The 20,049-nt window shown below is 66.1% G+C and carries 15 protein-coding genes; 10 read left to right on the forward strand and 5 right to left on the reverse strand.

Annotated elements, in window-relative coordinates:
- The first annotated feature begins 64 nt into the window (after positions 1-64).
- The 3 genes from AC5P88_RS12880 (at position 65) to AC5P88_RS12890 (ending at position 2,859) form a co-directional block, all read left to right on the forward strand.
- Entirely contained in the window at positions 65-226 is a 162-nt protein-coding gene (locus tag AC5P88_RS12880) for a hypothetical protein (protein WP_164146301.1), read from the forward strand.
- Positions 227-302: 76 nt separating this feature from the next.
- The gene (locus AC5P88_RS12885; RefSeq protein ID WP_459047754.1) at positions 303-1,004 is read left to right on the forward strand and encodes a lasso peptide biosynthesis B2 protein; all 702 of its coding nucleotides are present in this window, start codon (positions 303-305) and stop codon (positions 1,002-1,004) included.
- Between the two features lie 13 nt (positions 1,005-1,017).
- A complete protein-coding gene (locus AC5P88_RS12890) occupies positions 1,018-2,859 on the forward strand; it encodes an asparagine synthase-related protein (RefSeq protein WP_495225221.1) in 1,842 nt (613 codons plus the stop codon).
- Here AC5P88_RS12890 and AC5P88_RS12895 read toward each other — a convergent pair.
- The 4 genes from AC5P88_RS12895 to AC5P88_RS12910 are packed head-to-tail and all read right to left on the reverse strand — an operon-like array spanning position 2,856 to position 8,795.
- A complete protein-coding gene (locus AC5P88_RS12895; RefSeq protein ID WP_239503918.1) occupies positions 2,856-3,542 on the reverse strand; it encodes an ABC transporter ATP-binding protein in 687 nt (228 codons plus the stop codon). The genes AC5P88_RS12890 and AC5P88_RS12895 overlap by 4 nt on opposite strands.
- Before the next feature lie 36 nt (positions 3,543-3,578).
- Complete coding sequence (locus tag AC5P88_RS12900; RefSeq protein WP_164146320.1) at positions 3,579-4,937, reverse strand: ABC transporter permease subunit; 1,359 nt, start codon at positions 4,935-4,937, stop codon at positions 3,579-3,581.
- Entirely contained in the window at positions 4,934-6,397 is a 1,464-nt protein-coding gene (locus tag AC5P88_RS12905; RefSeq protein WP_495225222.1) for a DUF3526 domain-containing protein, read from the reverse strand. The genes AC5P88_RS12900 and AC5P88_RS12905 overlap by 4 nt, the downstream gene beginning before the upstream one ends.
- A 7-nt stretch (positions 6,398-6,404) precedes the next feature.
- Positions 6,405-8,795, reverse strand: a complete 2,391-nt coding sequence (locus AC5P88_RS12910) for a TonB-dependent receptor plug domain-containing protein (RefSeq protein ID WP_495225223.1) — start codon at positions 8,793-8,795, stop codon at positions 6,405-6,407.
- On the opposite strand from AC5P88_RS12910, the gene AC5P88_RS12915 reads away from it, so the two are divergent.
- The 7 genes from AC5P88_RS12915 (at position 8,779) to AC5P88_RS12945 (ending at position 19,142) form a co-directional block, all read left to right on the forward strand.
- Positions 8,779-10,608, forward strand: coding sequence for an ABC transporter ATP-binding protein (locus AC5P88_RS12915; protein WP_495225224.1), 1,830 nt, complete (start codon positions 8,779-8,781; stop codon positions 10,606-10,608). The genes AC5P88_RS12910 and AC5P88_RS12915 overlap by 17 nt on opposite strands.
- Before the next feature lie 75 nt (positions 10,609-10,683).
- Positions 10,684-11,847, forward strand: coding sequence for a serine hydrolase domain-containing protein (locus tag AC5P88_RS12920; protein ID WP_239503916.1), 1,164 nt, complete (start codon positions 10,684-10,686; stop codon positions 11,845-11,847).
- Positions 11,844-12,671, forward strand: a complete 828-nt coding sequence (locus tag AC5P88_RS12925) for a S1 family peptidase (protein ID WP_478445999.1) — start codon at positions 11,844-11,846, stop codon at positions 12,669-12,671. Before AC5P88_RS12920 ends, AC5P88_RS12925 begins: the two co-directional genes overlap by 4 nt.
- Before the next feature lie 270 nt (positions 12,672-12,941).
- A complete protein-coding gene (locus AC5P88_RS12930) occupies positions 12,942-13,607 on the forward strand; it encodes an RNA polymerase sigma factor (protein WP_478445998.1) in 666 nt (221 codons plus the stop codon).
- On the forward strand, positions 13,604-14,641 hold the full coding sequence (locus AC5P88_RS12935; RefSeq protein ID WP_495225225.1) for a FecR family protein: 1,038 nt from the start codon (positions 13,604-13,606) through the stop codon (positions 14,639-14,641). Before AC5P88_RS12930 ends, AC5P88_RS12935 begins: the two co-directional genes overlap by 4 nt.
- A gap of 108 nt (positions 14,642-14,749) precedes the next feature.
- Positions 14,750-17,206 (forward strand): TonB-dependent siderophore receptor, encoded by a 2,457-nt coding sequence (locus AC5P88_RS12940; protein ID WP_495225226.1) that lies wholly within the window; start codon positions 14,750-14,752, stop codon positions 17,204-17,206.
- A gap of 70 nt (positions 17,207-17,276) precedes the next feature.
- Complete coding sequence (locus tag AC5P88_RS12945) at positions 17,277-19,142, forward strand: PepSY-associated TM helix domain-containing protein (RefSeq protein ID WP_478445995.1); 1,866 nt, start codon at positions 17,277-17,279, stop codon at positions 19,140-19,142.
- An 87-nt stretch (positions 19,143-19,229) separates the two neighbouring features.
- Here the strand turns inward: AC5P88_RS12945 and AC5P88_RS12950 are convergent, their stop codons facing one another.
- Positions 19,230-20,033: an endonuclease gene (locus AC5P88_RS12950; protein ID WP_478445994.1), complete on the reverse strand. Its 804-nt coding sequence runs from the start codon at positions 20,031-20,033 to the stop codon at positions 19,230-19,232.
- Positions 20,034-20,049 lie beyond the last annotated feature (16 nt).

Here is a 20,049-nt window from a genome sequence, read left to right on the forward strand (position 1 = left end):
GTGGCTTGGCTGCTCCGTATCCAATGCAACGTCTGGATACATCCACTGACTAGAGGAGATGTTCATGAACGAGCTGATTGAGCTGGGTGTAGTGGCAGGACAGCAGAACCCTGAAGGACAGGGTGTGGGTGGTGAACTGATCGAGCTGGGCTCGGTGGTTTCGGAAACGAAGGCGCACAACCACGGCACGTTGTGGGATGGCGTCTTCCCGACCACCTCGCCCTGATCTGCCGCGCAATGCAGTCACTGCGGTGCATGCCCTGCATGCACCGCTTCTTGGTCCCAGGGCAGGAGAGCACGTGATGGAGCAGGGCGCCGCCCCCTATTTCCTGTCGAAGCAGGCGCATGTCTGCGTCACCGCTGATGCGATGGTGATCCTTGACCAGGGCACGGGAAAATATCTCTCCATCGACAGGCGTGGCGCCGCAAGCCTGGGAGGCCTGGTTCTCGACTGGCCCTTGCCCCCCGATGGGCAACGGATGCCAAAGCTCCTCCAGTCGCTGATCGATCGCCAGCTGATCACCCGGGATCCACGTCAGGGCAAGTCCGCCGCCAGCCCCAGTCTGGAACTGCCACGGCACTGGGTGCGCGAGGGTGAGCCTAGGGGATGCCCGAAGATCACCGCGCGCGACGTGGGAAGGTTCGTGGCGTCGGCTGCCCATGCCGCGTGCTGCAGGGCGGTCCTGCCTTTCAGCGCCACCGTGTCATCGGCCCGCAGGCGCGCCGACATCGCCCAAGGCAAAGCGGCAAGCCTCCAGGAGCTGGCCTTCCTGGTCCGGGTGTTCGATTGGCTCCGGCCCGTCGCCTTCAGGAAGACCGACGAGTGCTTTCTCTACTGCCTGGCGATGAGGGAATTCCTGTCGAAGTACGGGATCGTTCCTGCCTGGGTGTTCGCGGTCAGGACACAGCCGTTCGCTGCGCACTGCTGGCTGCAGCACGGTGACCACGTGCTGACCGATATTCCCTTCAACCTGCGCCGGATGGTTCCCATCCTGGTGCTGTAACGAAACCCGTCGCATGTATCGATACATCGCCGTGCTCTGGAACACGTTCTCCGAATCCGCAACGGCCCAGGCAGGGCAGGCGGTGGCAAGGATCGAGGCCACGCTGCCCGGTGCCAGCTGCGTGATGAGCGGAAACGGGGCTGCGATCTACGCGCAGACTGATAATCCCGGCTATTTCGAATGCAATCGATCCGGTTCCCTGGCGGTGCTCGGAACGCTGTTCCACAAGCATTTCGGCGCAGGTATCGTACCTGGGCGCGTAAACCTCGATGCGGACTCGGCCGACAGCGCCTGCAGCAGCCTCGGCCGCAGCATCGTCGAGCAGTACTGGGGCCGGTACGTAGCGTTCGGCTACCAGGCGCAGACGGCGAGCTGGTTTGTCCTGCGCGATCCCACTGCGGAGATCCCGTGCTACATGACCACGGCGGGTCAGTTGACGGTGGTCTTCTCCAACATGGAGGACTGCCTGGGGCTGGGCCTGCGCGATTTCAGCGTGGACTGGTCGTTCCTGTCCTACTCCCTGCTGTACCCGTTTCGTGATGGCCTGCAGACCGGCTTCGAGGAGGTCACTTCCGTTGAGGCCGGCGAAGCGGTCTCGATCCGCGATGGCGAGCCGGTCGGTCGGCAATGCCAGTGGGACGTGGTGCGCCTGGCCCGCGACCAGCCTGTCGAGGACATCGACGAGGCCGTGCAGCTGGCCCGTTCAACACTGCTCGGCTGCATCGGCGCGCTGGCCGGACAGCACCGGAAAATCCAGTTGCAGCTGTCCGGTGGACTGGACTCCTCGATCATCCTGGCGGGCCTGCTGCATGCGCCCTCCGCTCCCGAGGTGACCTGTATCCATCATTACGATGACGGTATCGGTGCGGACGAGCGGCGGTTCGCACGAATGGCGGTCGAAGGGGCCCGGCAATCCTCGGGCAGGCACTGCGAATTCATCGAGTATCGGCGGCAGCCACACTGCGCGCTGGAAGAAATCATGACCTTCCCGCGGACAGCGCGGCCAGCGCATTGCTCCGGCTATCTCCTCCATCGACGCGACGTGGACTTCGACGGCGACACCGTACAGTTCACCGGTGTCGGCGGCGATGCAGTGTTCCTGCGCTTCAAGGGCAACGCCGCTGCGATCGACTACGCCTGGCGTCGTGGCATCGACCGGGGATTCTTCCGCGTGGCCTTCGAAACCGCGCAGTCCGGCGACTCGCTGTACGGCGTACTGCGGGATGCGCTCGTCCATGGCCTGCTCAGGCGTCCGGCCAGCATCAACGGCCGATGGGGCAAGCCCTGCCCATGGGTGCGGGTGGAGCGCGCCGAGCAGGATGGCATGCAGCCGGCCTGGCTGCGGCATGCCGTGGAGCAGCGGCATCACGTATCCCCCTACAAGCTGGCCCATATCGGCCGGATGATATTCCCGACCAGTGTGCTTGATCCGTTCGAAGGGGCGGGACGCTGGCATGGCGTTTCACCGATCAGCGCGCAGCCGCTTGTCGAGTTGTTCGCGCGCATACCGCTGCACCTGCTCATGGCGGATGCGGAGGACCGCACCATCGCGCGGCGTGCGCTGAAAGGCCTGTTGCCGGAGGCGCTGCTGTCGCGAAAGGTGAAGTCGTACCTGGATGATCACTCCGTGGCCGTCACCCAGGGGCACCAGCCGTTCATCCGCAGTCTGCTGGTCGATGGGTTCCTGGCCAGGCGTGGCTACCTGGACAGCGCGCTGGCCGATGCGGGCATCCGGCGGGTCAGCCCGGATCATTCGTCGCAGGTGCTGGGCATCTTCGGCCCGCAGATCAACATCGAAGCCTGGCTGAGGCGCTGGTCCGGCCAGGCGGGCCAGCAGGTTGCCGGCGCGGTCTAGGCGTTCCGGCTCATCTCTTCCAGGTAGAGGCTCTCGAGATCGTTTGCGGTGATCGTGCTGGCATCCAGCGTCCTGCGCAGGCGGCCGGCGCGCATCAGGCCGATCGTGGTCGCCACCTCGCGGGCCCGGAACAGATCGTGGGTCGCCATCAGGATCGCCGTGCCGCGGTCACGCTCCCGCACGATCAGCTCGTGGAACTCGGCCGATGCCGTGGGGTCCAGGCCAGAAGTCGGCTCATCCAGCAGCAGCGCCTTGGCTTCCTTGACGATGGCCAGTGCGATGCCGACCTTCTGCCGCATGCCCTTGGAATAGAGGCCCACGCGTCGGCCAAAGGCCTCGGTTGCCAGCCCGGCGGACCTGAGCGCCTGCTTCAGCCGCGCAGGTGAGCGTTCCTCGACACCGGCCAGGCGGGCGAAATAGTCCAGGTTCTCATAGCCGGTCAATTCGTCGTACAGCGCCACGGTCTCCGGGATGTACAGCAGCAGCCGGCGTACCTCTTGTGGCTGCCGGTGCGCGCTGAATCCGTCCACATCGGCCGAGCCGGAGGTGGGCTTCAGGAACCCGAGGAACAGTTTGATGGTCGTCGACTTGCCCGCGCCGTTGGCGCCCAGCAGGCAGAAGATCTCACCCGGCTTCACCTCGAAGCTGACGTCGTCGAGCGCCCGATGCGCGCCGTGTTCCATGACCAGGCTTTTTGCATACAGCATGTGGATGTTTCCTCAGGGTGTAGCCAGCCGGCCGCGCAGCGTGGCGGCAGCAAGCAGGACAATCAGGCTGGCGATGATCAGTGCGGCAAGGTCGGCCAGGACACCCCGCTGGGCAGCGCCTGCGGTGTCGCGGAACTTGAAGCGGGGGAGCGCCTCGTACTCGTCGAGGGTCTGCGGCAGGTCACGGTCCAGATAGCCCTTGTGCAACAGCCGCCGCGCCTGCCAGAAGGTGTGGACCTGACGCTGGAACTCGAGCGCGCGCCCCGAGTCCGAGCCCGCAATGCGATCGAGCGCATCCTGGGTGGCCACGGCGGGCAGCAGCAGCCGCACCCTGTCCAGTACGCGGCGATGCGCTGCCTCCGCCTGCGCATGCGAGGCGATCAGCCTGGCCAGCTCAAGATCGGCGGCAACCCGGTCTGCATAGGCCTGGCGCACTGCATCGGGGATGACGGGTGATGACGAATGCCGGGGTGCCGGTCGTGCGAGGTGCTCGCGCTGCTGGCGCTTGGCGATGTCTGACTGCCTCGCCTTCACTTCCGTGGCGAACTGCATCTGCGACGGTGGCGGCGCGATCAGGTTCACCGCGGCCAGGGTCAATGATGGGGCCATGACCACGATCAGCAGCCACAGCGCGCCGGCGGCGATGGCCGCCTCGGTGGTGCGGCGGCAAAGGCACGCGATCAGCAGCGCCAATGCCAGCCAGAAAGCACCGTAGGCGAATACGGTCAGGGCCAGCATGATCAGCCCCACAGGGCTTCGGGCGCCTGACCAGACGGCCATGGCGATGATGATGGCCAGCGTGGGCAGCAGCACCATCAGGCCACGGGCGAGGGCCTTGACCACGAGCAGCCGCGTCGCCGAAACCGGCTGCGACAACACCAGCGCCGCGATCCCGCGCTCGCGCTCACGCGACCACAGGTCATGGGTGGCCACGAGAATGACCAACGGCAGCAGGAAGACGATGACGAAGGCCAGATCGAACCGCCCTGCCGCCCGTGCCGCCGGATTGCCGATGTCGGCCCAGACATGCTTGAGCAGTTGGGTCGGATCGCCCAACGCGACCACATCGGCGGTGTAGGGGTAGGCATCTGCCTGGCCGATCGACAGCGATGCCATCTCACCGGGCACAAGCACCGGCTGCACGCGGGGCAGCACCGACGGTGCCTTGCCGACGAACGCGCGGCTGCGATCCCGGGTCTGCTGCTCTTCCTGCTTGATCAGTGCGATGGCCGCCTCGCGCTGGTCCACCCACGCGCGGCCGTTCCATGCGGCGTAGGCGCCCAGCCCCAGCAGGAGGACGAGCAGCACCGGCAGCGCCCGGTCACGCAGCAGGCGACGGATCTCGTAGCGGGCAATCGACGCCGCGCTCATGGCGATCTGCCCAGTTGCCGCGACGAAATGACGACCGCCATGAGGCCGAGCACCAGCCAGGCCAGCAGAATGGCGAGGTTCACGCCCTGGATTGCGGCGATGCCTGCCAGGCTCTGCCGCGGCGCCTGGTACTGCACCGGGCGGGTGATGCCGGCGATATCGGCCAGATGCTTCCCGCCCCCTGGCGCCTTGTGCAGTTTCACTTCCTGGTTGAGTGCCTGGATCAACCGGTAGCGGTAGTCCTCCACGCCACGCAGGAATGCCAGATGTGCCCGGAAATCCGTGCCCGCGAACCCACGCGACCAGGACTGCAGCGCCAGCGTTGGAGAGGCAATGGCGAACAACCGCTGCGTGGCATCCTGCTGCTGGTAGGTGGCATGCAGGTTGTCGAAGTGGCGGTTGTAGACGCGGGTGGAGTTCGCCTCGGCAAACTCCAGGGCCACGCCGCGGAAGTTCACCGGCAGGTCGTCCACGCTGTCGACGCGATAGCGCGCCATCAACGCCGTGCGCAAGGCATCCAACCGCTTGTCCGCCGGGTCGTGGCCATCCGCACCGTTCTCCGCTTCTTCGGTGACGCCGGCCCTGAAGGATGGTGCGGAAGGGGTCGGATGCAGGGATTCGGCCACGGCGGGCGCCACCCTCGGCACCAGCAGCGTGGACACTACCCAGAAGCCCAGCAGCACCACCAGCGACGTCCGGGCGGAGCCGGCAAGTGCCGACACGCCCACGGTGAACGCGCAGAACACCAGCAGATAGAGCACATAGGCCGCGGCAAGTGCGAGCAGGGCGGCGATATCGGCGGCGCCGCCGTACTGGATGGACAGCCCTGGAAGGCTGATCAGCAGCATGGCCATCACCAGCAGCAACGAGGCGGCCGCCAGGGCAATCAATCGCCCGCTGATCAGCACGCCGGCCGAGGCGCCGGTGCCGAGTTCCTGGCGCAGCGTCTCCCGGGCTACATCGCCGGACAGGCTGGCGAAGCCGGCCAGGATGATCAGCAGCGGTGCCACAACCTGCAGCGCCCATGCGGCGGAGAAGCCCTGGAAGCGACTGAGCGCGGTGCCGGCGTCCACGGCGCGGTGCCGTGCCGGGTTCTGTGCATGGCCCTCGATGAACACCGAGGTCCCCAGGAAATCCGTCAGCCCGGGGTCCAGCGCCGCCAGCGGCCGCACCGGGGCAGGAATGGCACGGCCGACATGGGCGGCACTGTGGGGGTCGATCGTGCCCTGGCTGTCCCACAGCCGCGCCTCTTCCTCGCTCACTGCGTGGCGCTCCTGCGCCTGCAGGGTCATGCGTGCGGCACCGCTGAGCACCGACGCACCTGCAATCAGCAACAGGGCAACGGCGAGCCACAGCACGCGCCGCTCGCGCCACATCAGCGTGAGCTGGGTGGACGCGACAGCGAAGGCCTGCTGGATGGCCAGCGTGGGCCTCGACGGGGCAGGGGAGTGGGCACGCATGCGGGGCCTACCAGCGATGCGTCAGCGTCATGGACAGGAAACGCCCCAGCGCTGTCGCGTTGGTGGGGTCGTAGCCGGTATTGATGCTGTTGATGATGAACGGCGGGTCCCGGTCGAACAGGTTCTGCACGTTGAACGCGAGCGAGGTGCCACGCTGCCGGTCCGCAGACGGACCGAAGTGATAGGCGAGGTTGAGGTCGACGGTCGTCCATGAGCTGACATGGGGGCGGGCGAGGTTGGCCGGATCGCGATAGCTGTCCACGTAGTTGACGAACAGCCCAGCCGCGGCCTGCTGCCGGCTCAGTGCGATGCCTCCACGCAGCTTCAGGTCCACCGGGTAGTACACCGCGTTCACCGCATCCACCTCGGGCGAGGTGCTGGTCACGCGCCGCTTCGAATCGATGATGTACTGCCCGGCCAGGTCGATGGCGATGTGGGTCTGGCCGGCGTCGAAGCCATAGGAAGTGCTGAAATCGATGCCGCGCTGCCGGGTAAAGGCGTTGTTCCGGAAGCGGTTGTCGAGGATCACCTGGCTGTTGGTTTCGTCCGTTCCGGCGGGCAGCGCATACGGGCCCACGCGCGAGACGAAAAGGCCCAGCCCCGACACACCCAGCTGGCGTGCCTGCTGGATCTGCTGCTGCGTGGGGTTGGTGGTCAGGATGTCCGCGTAGGGGGCCGTGGACTGAAGGAACAGCGAGGGAAAGCTACCGCCGAAGCCACTGCCGATGCGGTCGTCGTAGTCGATGTGGTAGTAGTTCGCGTCGATCTTGAGGCCAGGCACTGATGGCGGCGCGAACGAGAAACCGCCGGTCCAGGTCTTGGCGCGTTCGGGGCCCAGATCCGGGTTGCCGTTGGACAGCATCATGAGGATCGTGTTGCCGCCGGGCGCGGCCGGGTTGGGCACGTTCGCCACCACCACGGTGTTGTTCAACTGCATGTCCTGGTACACCGGCGCCCGGTAGGAGCGGCCATGGCTGGCGCGGAACGACAATCCCTCGGTCGCCTCCCACAGCACGCCGAATTTTGGATTCAGCGTGGAACCGAAATCGCTGTAGTCGTCATAGCGCGCCGCTGCGGTCAGGGACAGGCTGCGCACACCCGGCAGGTCCTTCAGCAGCGGAACGTTGAGCTCGGCAAAGGCGGACCTGACGGTGCGCTGCAGGTCGAGCGGCTTTTCCAGGCCGCGGTGATCGAGCAGTTCGTAGCCATCACGACGGTAGCCCGCTCCGAATGCCGCACGTACGCCGCCGGCGGGCAGGTTGAACAGTTCACCGTCGGCAACCACGTCCAGGTAGCGCGATTCGGAATTGGTGTTGGTGGGCGGTGCGGTACTGGCGGAGCTGCCGGTGATGGTGGTGCGCTGGTAGGAAACATCGCTCCTGCCGAACCCGGAATCCAGGCGTGCCTGCCACGCATTGGGAAGATCCAGGGTGAGGCCGGCGAACAGGTCGAACTGCCGCGTGTGCGGGAACAGCCGCGTTTCGTCGGCCGTGCCGGAGATGGTGGTATCCATCTCGCGCTTGGCAAAAGAGCCGGTGACGTTCAGGGTCAGCACATCACTGAGCTGCTGCACGCCGTCTACGTACAGGCTGTGCCGCTTCGATCCTGGATAGAGGTCGTAGGGCTTGACCCGCACGTTTCTCGAGAAGTCCTTCTCAACCGCAGGCAGGTTGCCCTGCTTCAGGAACTCGTAGCTGGCCAGCATGTGGCCACCTTCCCACGACCAGCCTGCCGACTGCGATGCCTGGTACTCCTCCATGCTGCCGGCAGTCACCGTGCCGTAGCGCACAGCGGTCTCGTAACCGGTGAAGTCGCGCCGCAGGATGATGTTGACCACGCCCCCGACCGCATCGGTGCCGTAGATGGCCGAGGCGCCATCGGTAAGGATTTCCACGCGTTCGACGGCACTCAGCGGGATCAGCGAGACATCGACGTACTGGTAGCGGTTCGATGAGGTCACGCGGTGGCCGTTGACCAGGGTCAGCGTGGTGCCGGTACCCAGCCCGCGCAGGTTGAGGGCGGTGCCCTGGCCGAAGTTGTTGCCGGTATCGCGGTCGACCCCGAGGTTGGCAACGTTCGCACCGTTGGCGCCACCGCCGAAGTTCTGCGGCAGTTTCTCGAACAGTTGCTGCACGGTGGCCGCGCCAGTGCGGTCGATGGCCTCCCGGTCGATCACGATGACCGGGGAGGCGCCGCCCCCCACGGCGTTGCGGATGTTGCTGCCCACCACCAGGACCTTGTCCAGGGTGGCGGTCGGGGACTCGGGCAGCGGGCCTGCCGCGCTTGAACCACGGCCAGCGACCGTGCTCTGTGCCGCCGCCGGCAGGCTGGCCAGCAATGCAGCAGCGATGCCGAGGGCCAGGCGTGCACGCGGCGTAGCAGTGGATACGTTCGTCATTCCCCGGTCCATCGATCCCATCCGAAAGTGGTCTGCAACGCGGCTGCGCCGCCCCAGATGGCGATGTTATATCATATCATTTGAGCGAATGATGGGCCAACGCCGTGGGTCTGCTGGAACGACATCGATGACGAAGATCGCAGTTCCGCCGCCAGTTGCCGAAATCCTGGCGGCGTACTGGAAGGCTGATCGCCGGCTGTTGCTGCTGATCGCCTGCAGTGTCCTGCTATCCAGTCTTGCAGGTGTTGCAGCGCCGTACCTGTTCTCGCGCCTGATCGACCGCCTGCCCATCGATGGAGTCAACGCGCTGGCAGGGGGATTCCTGCTCTACGCCGTCGTGCTGGGCGTGGGCGGTGCCCTGCAGAACACGGTGCAGTACCTGTCGTTCCTCAGTGGCGAGAATCTCGGCTTCATCACCAGCACCCGCTACTTCGCCCGACTGCTGAAGAAGACCAACAGCTTCTTCCTGGACCACAATCCCGCCGAGCTGCAATCCGCCGGGGAAAAAGGCCGTGGCGCACTGAAGATCGTCGTGCAGCTGGGCCTGGTTGCCTTCATTCCCAGCGCGTCGCAGATCCTGCTGACCCTGGTGACGCTGGGCGCGTTGATCAACCTGCAGGTGGTGGTGATCGTGCTGGCTTACGGCACGGTGGCCGTCACGCTCTCGGCCATCGCCACCCGCCGTGTCCGCATCCATCGCGAAGCCGCCGTCGAGGCCGGGCAGCAGAATGCACGTTTCGTTGGCAACGCCATGAACGCCATGGAAACGCTGCGCCAGTTCGGCGGCAGCGCCTGGATGGTGCAGCGCTTCGAGCGGAAGGCCCAGGATGTGCGTGACAGCTGGCGCGCCTACGTGCTGCAGCGGATAGGCTTCATCGCCCTGCTGGGCATCGGCCTCGCAGTGGAGTTCATTGTGACCTTCCATCTGCTGCTGCCGCGCTACCAGAGCGGGACGCTCAGCGTCGGCGACATCGTCCTGTTCAATCTGCTGCTGCTCCAGTTGAACATGCCGTTCGAGATGATTGCCCGTTCCATCGACGACGTCGCGCGCTCCTGGAGCATGCTGGGCCCGCTTTCAACCCTGTGGGCGGCGCCCGAAGAACGGCAGGTGGCCCATGCCCAGCGCTTCGCCGGAGGCAATGGCCGGCTGGAGTTCCAGCGGGTCAGCCATCGCTACGGCAACGGGCGCGGGGTGGACGATGTCTGTTTCCAGGCCGGGCGGGGCGGCATCACCTTCCTGATGGGCCCCACCGGGTCGGGGAAGTCGACGCTGTTCAAGCTGGCCCTGAAGTCGATCGATCCCCAGCGTGGCCGGATTCTCGTGGATGGCGTCGAGCTGTCCGATATCGATCGTGCTGCGTGGCATTCCGCTGTCGCGGTGGTTCCCCAGGACGTCATCCTGCTCAATGAAAGCCTGGCCGACAACATCCTGCTGGGGCGTGCGCGTCATGATGGCCGGCTGCGGCATGCCGCACGCAGGGCCGCGATCCTGCCATTGATCGAGGCGTTGCCCGAGGGGCTTGAGACCACAGTGGGCGAGCGTGGCCTGAAGCTTTCCGGCGGGGAGCGGCAGCGCATTGCAATCGCGCGTGCGCTGTATGGTGAGCCGGCAATCCTGTTCCTGGACGAAGCAAGCTCTGCCCTGGATGAAGCCACCGAGCGCGAGATCATGGACCACATCCGTGCCATTGCCAGTGACGTCACCGTCGTGGCCATCACCCACCGGCGCAGCATCGTGACCGCGGCCGATCGGCTGATCGATCTCGGGGAGGGCCACCAAGGCAGGGCAGGGGCGCGTTCCGCCCCCGGGTGATCGGCCTGGCAATGGGCTATCGTGTGCGCTCTTTCCCGATCGCCCTTCAAGCGCCAGCGCATGGAAGCCCTTTCGATGACCGTTCGAAACCGGCGTTGGCTCAACACCTTCGCCCTGTCCGCCGCCCTGCTTGGCGCAGGCTGCTCCGCCGCGAAGGCTCCGCCGAAGGATCTGGGGGCGGACATCGACCAGGTCGCGCAGACCCTGATCGAGCAACCGCTGCTGCACGCGGCCTCCATCGGAGTGGTGTACCGGGGCAGCACTTTCATCCGCCATCGCGGTGACATGGAAACCGGCAAGCCAGGGCCGCCCACCGACGCAACCGTTTACGAAATCGGCTCGTTGAGCAAGACCCTGGCCGGCACCCTGATGGCCAACGCGGTCCTGGAAGGCAGGCTGGGCCTGGAGGATGACATCCGCATGTACCTGCAGGGCGACTATCCGAACCTGCAGTACCAGGGCCATCCCATCCGCGTCCGCCACCTGCTGTCGCATACCAGCGGCCTGCCGAACATGCTGCCGGAACGTGCGAACACGGTGCTGGAGGATTTCACCGACCACCGCACACCGGCTGAACTCAACGCGATCTACGCAGGCTACGGCAAGGCCGATTTCCTGAAGGACCTGCACGCCGTGCAGATCCCGCGGTTGCCGGGGAAAGAGTACGCCTACTCCAGCGCCGGCACGCAGCTGTCCGCGCACATTCTGGAACGGGTCCATCAGCGTGACTACGAGCTGCTGCTGCGTGACTTCTTCCGTGATTCGGCCGGCATGACGGGCGTCAGGATCAACCTGGGCGATGCCGAAACGCCACGGCTGGCCGTCGGTTACCACAGCGACAATCCGCTACCGACCACACCGATGCCGCAGCTGCCATGGGGCGCTTCCGGAAACGTGAAGGCAACCGTCCCCGACATGGTGAAGTATCTCCAGTTCGAGCTGGCCAACGGTCCCGTCGTAAAGGAATCACACCGTACGCTGGCCACGTTCGACGACGACTTCAGCATCGGCTATTTCTGGAACATCGTTTCCGGCGACGATCGGAAAGGCGTGTACTACGCCCATCACGGTGGCGTGCCGCGCTCGCAGTGCTACATCTACATCATTCCAAAGCACGATCTTGGCATCTTCGTCATCACCAACCAGAGCGGCGACCAGACGGCACACGCCATGGAAACGGCGATCGATACGCTGGTCGAAAGAATTGCGGCACGGGATGGCAAGGGAGGGCTTCGATGATCCGCCGCCTCTTGCTGGTGCTTGCGATGCTCCCGTTCGCCGCGGCTGCCGTGGTCATCCGCGACGATGTTGACGATGCCCGATACCGCATCGAGGCATCCGCGTTCCCGGCGCTGGCCGACATGCCAGGCGAGGGCCACGGTGTCCTCATCGCCCCCGGGTGGGTGCTGACCGCGGCCCATGCAGCGCCGATGGAAGGGATGGGCGCAACCATCGCCATCAACGGGAAGCGCTACGGCGTTGATCGGGTTTTCCTGCATCCAGGCTTCAAGCGGATGCCGGACGCCTTGGGCAAGGAGGCCATGGCAACGGGAAGTCCCTCCAGGATCCACGCCTTCCTGGCCACGTCGGACGATATCGCGCTGATCAGGCTGGCAGCGCCGGCCAGCGACGTGCCACCGGTAGCGCTCTATCGGGGCACGGGCGAGGCCGGGCAGGTTGCAGCCCTGATCGGGAAGGGCGCTACCGGCAACGGCGCCACGGGCCTGGTGCCGAACGGGTCGCATCGCACGACCCTGCGCCGGGCGTACAACGCCATCACCGGCGGCAACGAACGCTACCTCTGGTACCGGTTCGATCGGCCGCCGCAGGGCCTGCCGCTTGAAGGCGTGCTCGGCAACGGCGACAGCGGTGGCCCGTTGCTGATCGAGGATCAAGGTGCGTGGAAGCTGGTTGGCCTTGGGTCCTGGATCACTGCCGTTCCCGAGCATGCCCTTGAAGCGGGCTTCTATGGCCAGGTGGTCCACAACGTTCGCGTGTCCAGCTACATCGACTGGATCGAGGACGTGATGTGCCGCAACGGCGGCGCCTGCCGTCAGCCGTGATACCGGCGCTGGCAGGGGTTGCCCACTGACCCTGGCGTGGCTGCCTGCCAGGCCTTGCATCGGTCCTGCTGGACTTCAACTCGGGCAGGGGGTGTTTCAATTGCAAATGACTCGCATTACACTCCGGCCACTTCCCCATTGTTGACGCCTGCCGCCCACGTCGGCAGTACATCCGGCTACCCCAGTGACGTTCACGCCCCTCCTGTGCCGATCGCAGATCTCTGCAACGGGGATACCGTGTCTGCGCTAGGTCGCGACACGGCGGAGGATATGGAGGAGCCCGACGCATCATCGGTCGCGGCAGCTCGCCCGGATGCCGACAGCACCGCCACTGGCGGCATCCTGGCCAAGGCCTATGAACGTTGGCGGCGGCCGATACTGCGCAGCCTGACCCGCTTCAGAGGCAGCGTCGTCGACAGCGAGGACGCGCTGCACGACGGTGCGGTGAAGTGGATCGCGGCCCATCCGGCGCTCGATTCCTGCGAAAAGCAGGGCGCCTATCTCCGCCGGACGGTGATGAACACCGTGGCCGACGAATACCGCGAACATCATGCCGGCCGCCGCCTTCAGGTCGTGCCTCTGGCAGACGCTGAGGAAGCCGGCCACGCGATGGCCGGCGATGAATCACAGTGCCCGTTGCAGGTCACTGCACAACGGCAGCGCCTGCAGCGCCTGGCGGAGGCGCTTTCCGAACTGCCCGAGCGTCAGCGCGAGGCCTTCGTGCTCTGCCGCTTTGATGGCTTGACCCAGGAAGACGTGGCCACCCGCATGCAGATCTCCCGGCGCATGGTGGTCAAGCATCTGTCGCGTGCGGTGGCCTACTGCGAAGTGCGGGTACGCTATGCGTCCCTGGCGCAGATGCAGGCACTGCATCGGCCAACCGGGGCGGGCGAGGTGTTGGCGCCTGCCACTGATGCTGATCTCTCCTGCCGATGAATGACACTCCTCCTGCCGCAGGTTTCGATCCGTTTGCCCTGCATGAGGCGGCTGCTGCGTGGCTGGTGCGCCAGCAGGATCCGGACTGGCAGCCGGAGGATGAGGCGAGCCTGCAGCGGTGGCTGGCAGAGAGCGAAGCGCACCAGCAGGCGTTCGCCGAGGTGGCCAGAACCTGGCACGACCTGGGCCAGCTGCCGCGCCCCATGCTGGCCTCGGACGGGCCTGCGGCGCTCGCACCAACGGCACCTGCAGCTCCGCGACGGGACGGGAGGGCGCGGCGTGGGCGGTCCTGGCAGCTGCCCCGCGCGGCGACCGCTGCGGCGGTGGCGATGCTGGCCCTGGGCTACGTCGGCTGCGGTTGGTACACCGCACCCAGCTATGTGCAGGACGTGGCCACTGGCGCGGGCGAGATCCGTGACCTGCAACTGCCGGATGGCTCGCGGATTTCGCTCAATGCACGCAGCTCGCTGGCCGTGCATTTCTATCGATCCCGTCGTGAAGTCGTGCTCAGCCAGGGCGAGGCGTTCTTCGAGGTCGCCCCGGCGGCCGACCGGCCCTTCACCGTAGATGCGCAGCGCAGCAGGGTGACCGTGATTGGCACGGCCTTCAACGTGCGCAATGCGCCCGGCGAAGTCGTGGTCAAGGTGCTGCATGGGCACGTGCGGGTACAGCCGGATCGGTCCGAGGGCACCGCGCCGGTCAGCCTGCACGCCGAACAGGGCCTGGCCGTTGCCACGTTTACAGCCACCTATCGCCCCATTGCGGCAAACGCAGAGAGCATCGGCGGCTGGCGCAACGGGCGCCTGGTGTTCCGGCGTACTCCGCTGGACGAAGTAGCGCAGGAAGTCGGGCAGTATCTGGGCCATCCCGTCACGCTGGGCCAGCCTGGGCTGAAGTTCCTGCCCGTCTCCGGGTACGCAGCCACCGACGCCCCGGCCATCTTCCTGGAGGCGTTGCCGGATCTGTTGCCTGTGCAGGTGACCCGCAATGCCCAGGGCGGCTATCGCATCGACGAACGGCCTGTGACCCGCTGACGCCGCGAGGAAAAATTCTTCCGGCGCGGGTTCCCACTCCACCGCCATTTTCCGTTTACCCCAGTGAGGCCAGTGGTGGCCAAGCATGATGGAGCGGTAATGGGGTACATGAAGATCAAGCGCGCACTTGTTGCCCGCGCGTTTTCCATGGGCGTACAGGCCAGGCGCCTGCCGCTGCTCGCGCTATGCATTTCCAGCGCGCTGGCAGCGCCAGCCATCGCACAGGCACAGCCCGCCGCGCGCATGCAGTTCGCTATTCCGGCGCAACCGCTGGATGCTGCACTGCGCAGCTTCTCCGAGCAGTCACGACAGCAGGTGCTGTTCAGTGAGTCAGCGGTGGCCGGCCGCCGCGCCCCGGCCTTGAATGGCAGTTACACGCCGCAGGAAGCACTGGCGCGCCTGCTGGAGGGGAGTGGGGTGCGTGTCAACGCCAGCCGCCCCGGCGTGTTCACCCTGGTGCAGGAAGCGGCATCACCTGGCCGCGGCAAAGACACCCAGACCACGCTGCAGACGATCAACGTGACCGCCAACGCCCCGAGCGATGGCGCCTATACCGTGCGCGAGCTCAGCCTGGGCAAACTGGGCCAGACCATCCGCCAGACCCCGCAGTCGGTCAGTGTGATCACCCGCCAGCAGTTGGATGACCGCAACCTCACCACACTGGACGAGGCGCTGGCACAGACCACCGGCGTGACCAAGACCGCCCGCAACTTCGGCAACCACAAGTTCTCGATCCGCAGCTTCACCGTCGATGACAACAACTACCTGGTCGATGGCGTCGCCGGCATCGTCTATGCCCCCGTGGGCTGGCTGCCCATCGACACCGCCGTACTGGAGCGGGTTGAAGTGCTGCGCGGTGCCGGCGGCATGATGCTGGGCGCAGCCGACCCCAGCGGGGCGATCAACATGGTGCGCAAGCGCCCGCGCGACCAGGCCCATCTCGATCTGGCGGCCACCCTGGGCTCATGGGACAACTACCGCCTGGAGGTTGATGGCGGCGGCCCGCTCAACGCGGCGGGGAGTGTGCGCGGCCGTTTGGTTGCGGCCTACCAGGACCGTGGATACTTCCAGCAGGGCACTTCGTCGAAGGCACCGGTCGCCTATGGTGTGATCGATGCCGACCTGGGTGCAGACACCACGCTGACCTTCGGCCTGCGTCATCAGCAGAGTGACACCGACGGCTACTGGCTGTTCGGCCTGCCGCGCTACACCGACGGCGGCGCACTGGACATCAAGCGTTCCACCTCGCTCATCCAGGACTGGAACCGGCAGGAAGGCTCCGTCGACGAAGCCTTCGCAGAGGCGGAGCACCGCTTCAACGAGCGCTGGAAGGCGCGCCTGTCGGTGAACCGCACCGAGTCCGACCTGGACCAGCGCGTTGCGGTTCCGCTTGGCGGGGTGGACCGCGCCACCGGCGTCGGTTCGCGCTTCTACGACATCTATTTCAACCGCTCGCGCGTGCGCAGCGATGGCATCGACCTGCACACCACCGGCAGTTTCGACGCCTTTGGCCGCAGCCACCGGGTATTGCTGGGCGCGATGTGGTCGCGCCAGCGTACGCGTCAAAGCTCGGCGGACCTGGCCATCGACGTGCCGATCGATGTCTACGCACCGGACCACAGCGCCATCGCGCAGCCCAACCAGCCGGCATGGGACTGGGCGGAGAACGCCCGCGCCCAGCAGAGCGGCGTGTACAGCAACCTGCGCCTGCAGCTGGCGGAGCCCCTGCACCTCACGCTGGGCGGCCGGCTGAGCTGGGTGAAGTACCAGTCCAGCGATGGCTTCAGCGGTGCCAGGAGCCGTGACTACGAACAGAAGCACGAATTCACTCCTTACGCCGGGCTTGTCTACGACCTGGGGCCGCAATGGTCGGTCTACGCCAGCTACGCCGATACCTTCCAGCCGCAGAGCTCGTATGTCACTTCGTCCGGCTCGGTGCTGGACCCGGCCATCGGAGCCAACTACGAGCTGGGTGTGAAGGGCGAATTGAACGATGGGCGCCTGAACGTGTCTGCTGCGGTGTTCTCCATCCGCAAGACCGGCAACGCCGTGGTGGACGAGTCCGACCCGGGCAGTTGCCGTGGCTCGCTGGCTTCGTCCGATTGCTACCGCAATGGCGGCAAGCTGCGCAGCAAGGGTTTTGAGCTGGAAGCCAGCGGCGAACTGGCACCGGGCTGGCAGATGATGGCCGGCTACACCCACGTCACCAGCCGTGACGATGAGGGCGCGACCATCAGCGCCGAGACGCCCCGCCACCTGCTGCGCCTGTCGACGTCCTACCAGCTGCCCGGCAAGTGGAATGCGTTCTCCGTGGGTGGTGGCGTGTCGGCGCAGAGCAGCTACTCCTATCCGGCCTACGACGACCCGGACTGGCGCATGGGGGCGGCGGGGCGCGCCGTGTGGGACCTGCGTGCCGGCTATCGGATCAATCCGCGCTGGAGCGTTGGCCTCAACGTGGCCAACCTGTTCGATACGCGCTACTACGCCATGCTCAGCCAGATACGCCGGGGCAACTTCTTTGGTGAACCCCGCAACGTGACGCTGACGCTGCGCGGCTCGCTGTGATTCTCCACAACCGGCGGGGCGGCAGCGTGCCCGCCACGGGAACGGCATGAAGGCAGGTTTCCGCCAAAGCATGTCGTGGCTGCATACCTGGTGTGGCCTTACCAGTGGCTGGCTGCTGTGCGCGATCTTCCTGACCGGTACGCTCAGCGTGTTCCGTGAGCCGATCACGCGCTGGATGGAGGCCGGTCCCGTGCCGGCCTCCTCGCCAGCGATGGACTCGGGAGCGCAGGCGGCACGTGCGCAGCAATGGCTGGCCACCCACGCCGCCAATGCGCAGGCATGGCAGATCCGCTGGCCTGCCCAGCAGGGGTGGCCGCTGGAACTGTCATGGGAGGAGGGCGACGGCATCGCGCACGAACGCTGGGTGGATGCCAGCACGGGCATGCCACACCCTCCACCTCGCCTACGGGAAACCGAGGGCGGGCGCCATTTCATGTCCTTCCACTACACCCTGCACGGTGGCATGGCCGGCTACTGGCTGGTCGGCTGGATCACGGCCTGCATGCTGCTGGCGCTGGTCTCCGGCGTAGTGGTGCACAAGCGCATCTTCAAGGATTTCTTCACCTTCCGCCCCGGCAAGGGCCAGCGCAGCTGGCTGGATGCGCACAACCTGAGCGCTGTGCTGACTCTGCCTTTCCTGTTCATGATCGGCTACACCGGGCTCGCATTCTTCTACAGCAGCTATCTGCCGTGGCCCGTGCATGCGACCTATGGCGATGCAGATGGCGCATACGCGCGCTATGAAGCCGAACTGGCGCCCGCACAGCCGGTTCCGCCCGCAATCCTGGTTTCCACCGCACGACTGCCGGACCTGCCGCAACTGCTGGCGCGCGCGCAGGCCATCAGCGGGCAATCGCCGGCACAGATCATCATCCAGACGCCCGGCACCGTGCACAGCGTGGTGGAAGTGGTGGGTCGCAAACCGGTGGAAGGCGCGGACAGGCGCCTGCTGACCGAGGCCAGTCGGATCACGTTCGATGCTGCCAGCGGCACACTGCTGCAACAGCACGCATCGCACCCGCATGGCGTGGGTGCCGCGCAGGTGCACGAGAGCATCGAAGCACTACACAAAGCGGATTTCGGCGGTTGGCCGATGAAGTGGCTGTACTTCATCAGTGGCCTGCTGGGCACGGCGATGATCGCGATCGGTACGCTGCTGTTCTCCATCAAGCGGCGCAAGCGCAGCGAGCATGAGTTCGGTGCGCCTACGACGGGCATCTACCGATGGATGGAAGCGTTCAATGTGGTGTCGTTGGCCGGCATCGCGCTGGCCAGCATTGTCTACTTCCATGCCAATCGCCTGCTGCCGTTGGCAATGACTGACCGTAGCGGTTGGGAGATACGCATATTCCTGCTGGCCTGGGCGGTCTCGTTGCTGCATGCCTTGTGGCGCCCGCCACGCCGGGCATGGATCGAGCAGCTGTGGCTGGCCGCGGTGCTGTGCCTGGCGCTGCCGCTGGTGAATCTGGCCACCACCGGCCAGCATCTGGTGATGTACCTGCAGCGGGGCGCGTGGCAGCAGGCCGGCGTGGAGCTCACCGCACTGGCATTCGGCCTGGTGTTGGCACGAATGGCGGTGATGCTGCAGCGGCGTTGGCCGCAGGTGCAGGAGGCGCCACGCAACGCCAAGCCCGTGGAAGGGCGAGGCGCCGGCTATCGCTGGCAGGTGGCGGGTCGCGTGCTGGCCGCTTCGGCCGGCGGCTACGCGTTCACCGCGGCAACCGCCACCGCAGTGGCCTTGGGGCTGCCTGCGCTGACAGATGTGCGGCCGGCGGTCTCCGTGTTGGCCAGCTCGCTGCTGGGGTTCGTGCTGCTGGTGGCGGTGGCCGTGGGCGTATTCAGTGCCCGCAGCATGGGCAGGGCGTGGCTGGCGTTGGCCGTGGGTGGCGGCTTCATGGCGTTGTGCATAGCGTTGCTGCGGTCCGGTTCAATGTGACCCGTCACGCTGAACGCAGTTCTGTTCGTGTGGCTGTGCGAAGGCGCCTCGCCCACTGGCCCAGGTGGGGCCTCGGCCAGCATTCCACTAGAGCGCGATGATCTTCACCGACGCACTGACCAGTGGACTTGCAAGCACGCTGTAGCCATCACGATCAAAACCGACTGCTGGCGTATCGAGCCTTCGCGCTGCTGCGATCGTTGGCGCCGAGCCCAGGTACGTCCAGTTACGCACCACATGGATCTGCCGCATGTCCTCCGAGCGCTCGTCGATGCCAATCGCGCCTGCGTAGGGCCATGCCCGCCGGTGGTAGCCGGCCAGGCCACCTCGCAGGCGTTCGTCATGAGCCGAGGCCTGTTCGCTGCTGTTGCAGGCACCCGCGCAGCGCCTGAGCAGGTGGCGGAAGCAGGGCGCCCCGGCACGCACCGATTCGATCCCCAGCCGCCCGTAGCAGAGCTGGTGCTCGTCCGCCAGGCGCTGCAGTGCGGCGATGGCGGCATGACGGCCGGGGAACAGTCCATGGGCCTGAGCAGGATCGGCGCCGTGGACATCCTCGATGCGGACCCCGTCAGCCGCCAGCACGATCGTGCACAGTCGCTTGTTGCGGCGAAGCTTCCTGTTGAACAGTGGCTTGGCCTGCTTGATCAGCCGCGCTTCCAGCAGCTGCGCCCCGATGTCACCGGCGGTACGGATGCAGGAAAACCCGTCGGTCCTGCCGACAAGCCGTTGTTCGTCCGGCGCCCGAAGGTGGTCCAGCACCCGTCGCCGGATGTCCACGCTCTTGCCGATGTACAGCGCGGCTCCCGCCTCATCGTGGAAGGTGTATACCCCAGGCAACCGGGGCAGCGATGCGGCCTTGGACACGAGATCGCGATGGAGGATGTTGCGCATGGAAGACATCGGGCAA

It is taken from the genome of Stenotrophomonas sp. YJH_SMC_8 (assembly GCF_059371315.1).

What these genes read in the sequence shown, in the direction of transcription:
- AC5P88_RS12880 (WP_164146301.1), top strand. Translation starts at nt 65, where the DNA reads ATGAACGAGCTGATTGAGCTGGGTGTAGTGGCAGGACAGCAGAACCCT.
- AC5P88_RS12885 (WP_459047754.1), top strand. Translation starts at nt 303, where the DNA reads ATGGAGCAGGGCGCCGCCCCCTATTTCCTGTCGAAGCAGGCGCATGTC.
- AC5P88_RS12890 (WP_495225221.1), top strand. Translation starts at nt 1,018, where the DNA reads ATGTATCGATACATCGCCGTGCTCTGGAACACGTTCTCCGAATCCGCA.
- AC5P88_RS12895 (WP_239503918.1), bottom strand. Translation starts at nt 3,542, where the DNA reads ATGGAACACGGCGCGCATCGGGCGCTCGACGACGTCAGCTTCGAGGTG.
- AC5P88_RS12900 (WP_164146320.1), bottom strand. Translation starts at nt 4,937, where the DNA reads ATGAGCGCGGCGTCGATTGCCCGCTACGAGATCCGTCGCCTGCTGCGT.
- AC5P88_RS12905 (WP_495225222.1), bottom strand. Translation starts at nt 6,397, where the DNA reads ATGCGTGCCCACTCCCCTGCCCCGTCGAGGCCCACGCTGGCCATCCAG.
- AC5P88_RS12910 (WP_495225223.1), bottom strand. Translation starts at nt 8,795, where the DNA reads ATGACGAACGTATCCACTGCTACGCCGCGTGCACGCCTGGCCCTCGGC.
- AC5P88_RS12920 (WP_239503916.1), top strand. Translation starts at nt 10,684, where the DNA reads ATGACCGTTCGAAACCGGCGTTGGCTCAACACCTTCGCCCTGTCCGCC.
- AC5P88_RS12925 (WP_478445999.1), top strand. Translation starts at nt 11,844, where the DNA reads ATGATCCGCCGCCTCTTGCTGGTGCTTGCGATGCTCCCGTTCGCCGCG.
- AC5P88_RS12930 (WP_478445998.1), top strand. Translation starts at nt 12,942, where the DNA reads ATGGAGGAGCCCGACGCATCATCGGTCGCGGCAGCTCGCCCGGATGCC.
- AC5P88_RS12935 (WP_495225225.1), top strand. Translation starts at nt 13,604, where the DNA reads ATGAATGACACTCCTCCTGCCGCAGGTTTCGATCCGTTTGCCCTGCAT.
- AC5P88_RS12940 (WP_495225226.1), top strand. Translation starts at nt 14,750, where the DNA reads ATGAAGATCAAGCGCGCACTTGTTGCCCGCGCGTTTTCCATGGGCGTA.
- AC5P88_RS12945 (WP_478445995.1), top strand. Translation starts at nt 17,277, where the DNA reads ATGTCGTGGCTGCATACCTGGTGTGGCCTTACCAGTGGCTGGCTGCTG.
- AC5P88_RS12950 (WP_478445994.1), bottom strand. Translation starts at nt 20,033, where the DNA reads ATGCGCAACATCCTCCATCGCGATCTCGTGTCCAAGGCCGCATCGCTG.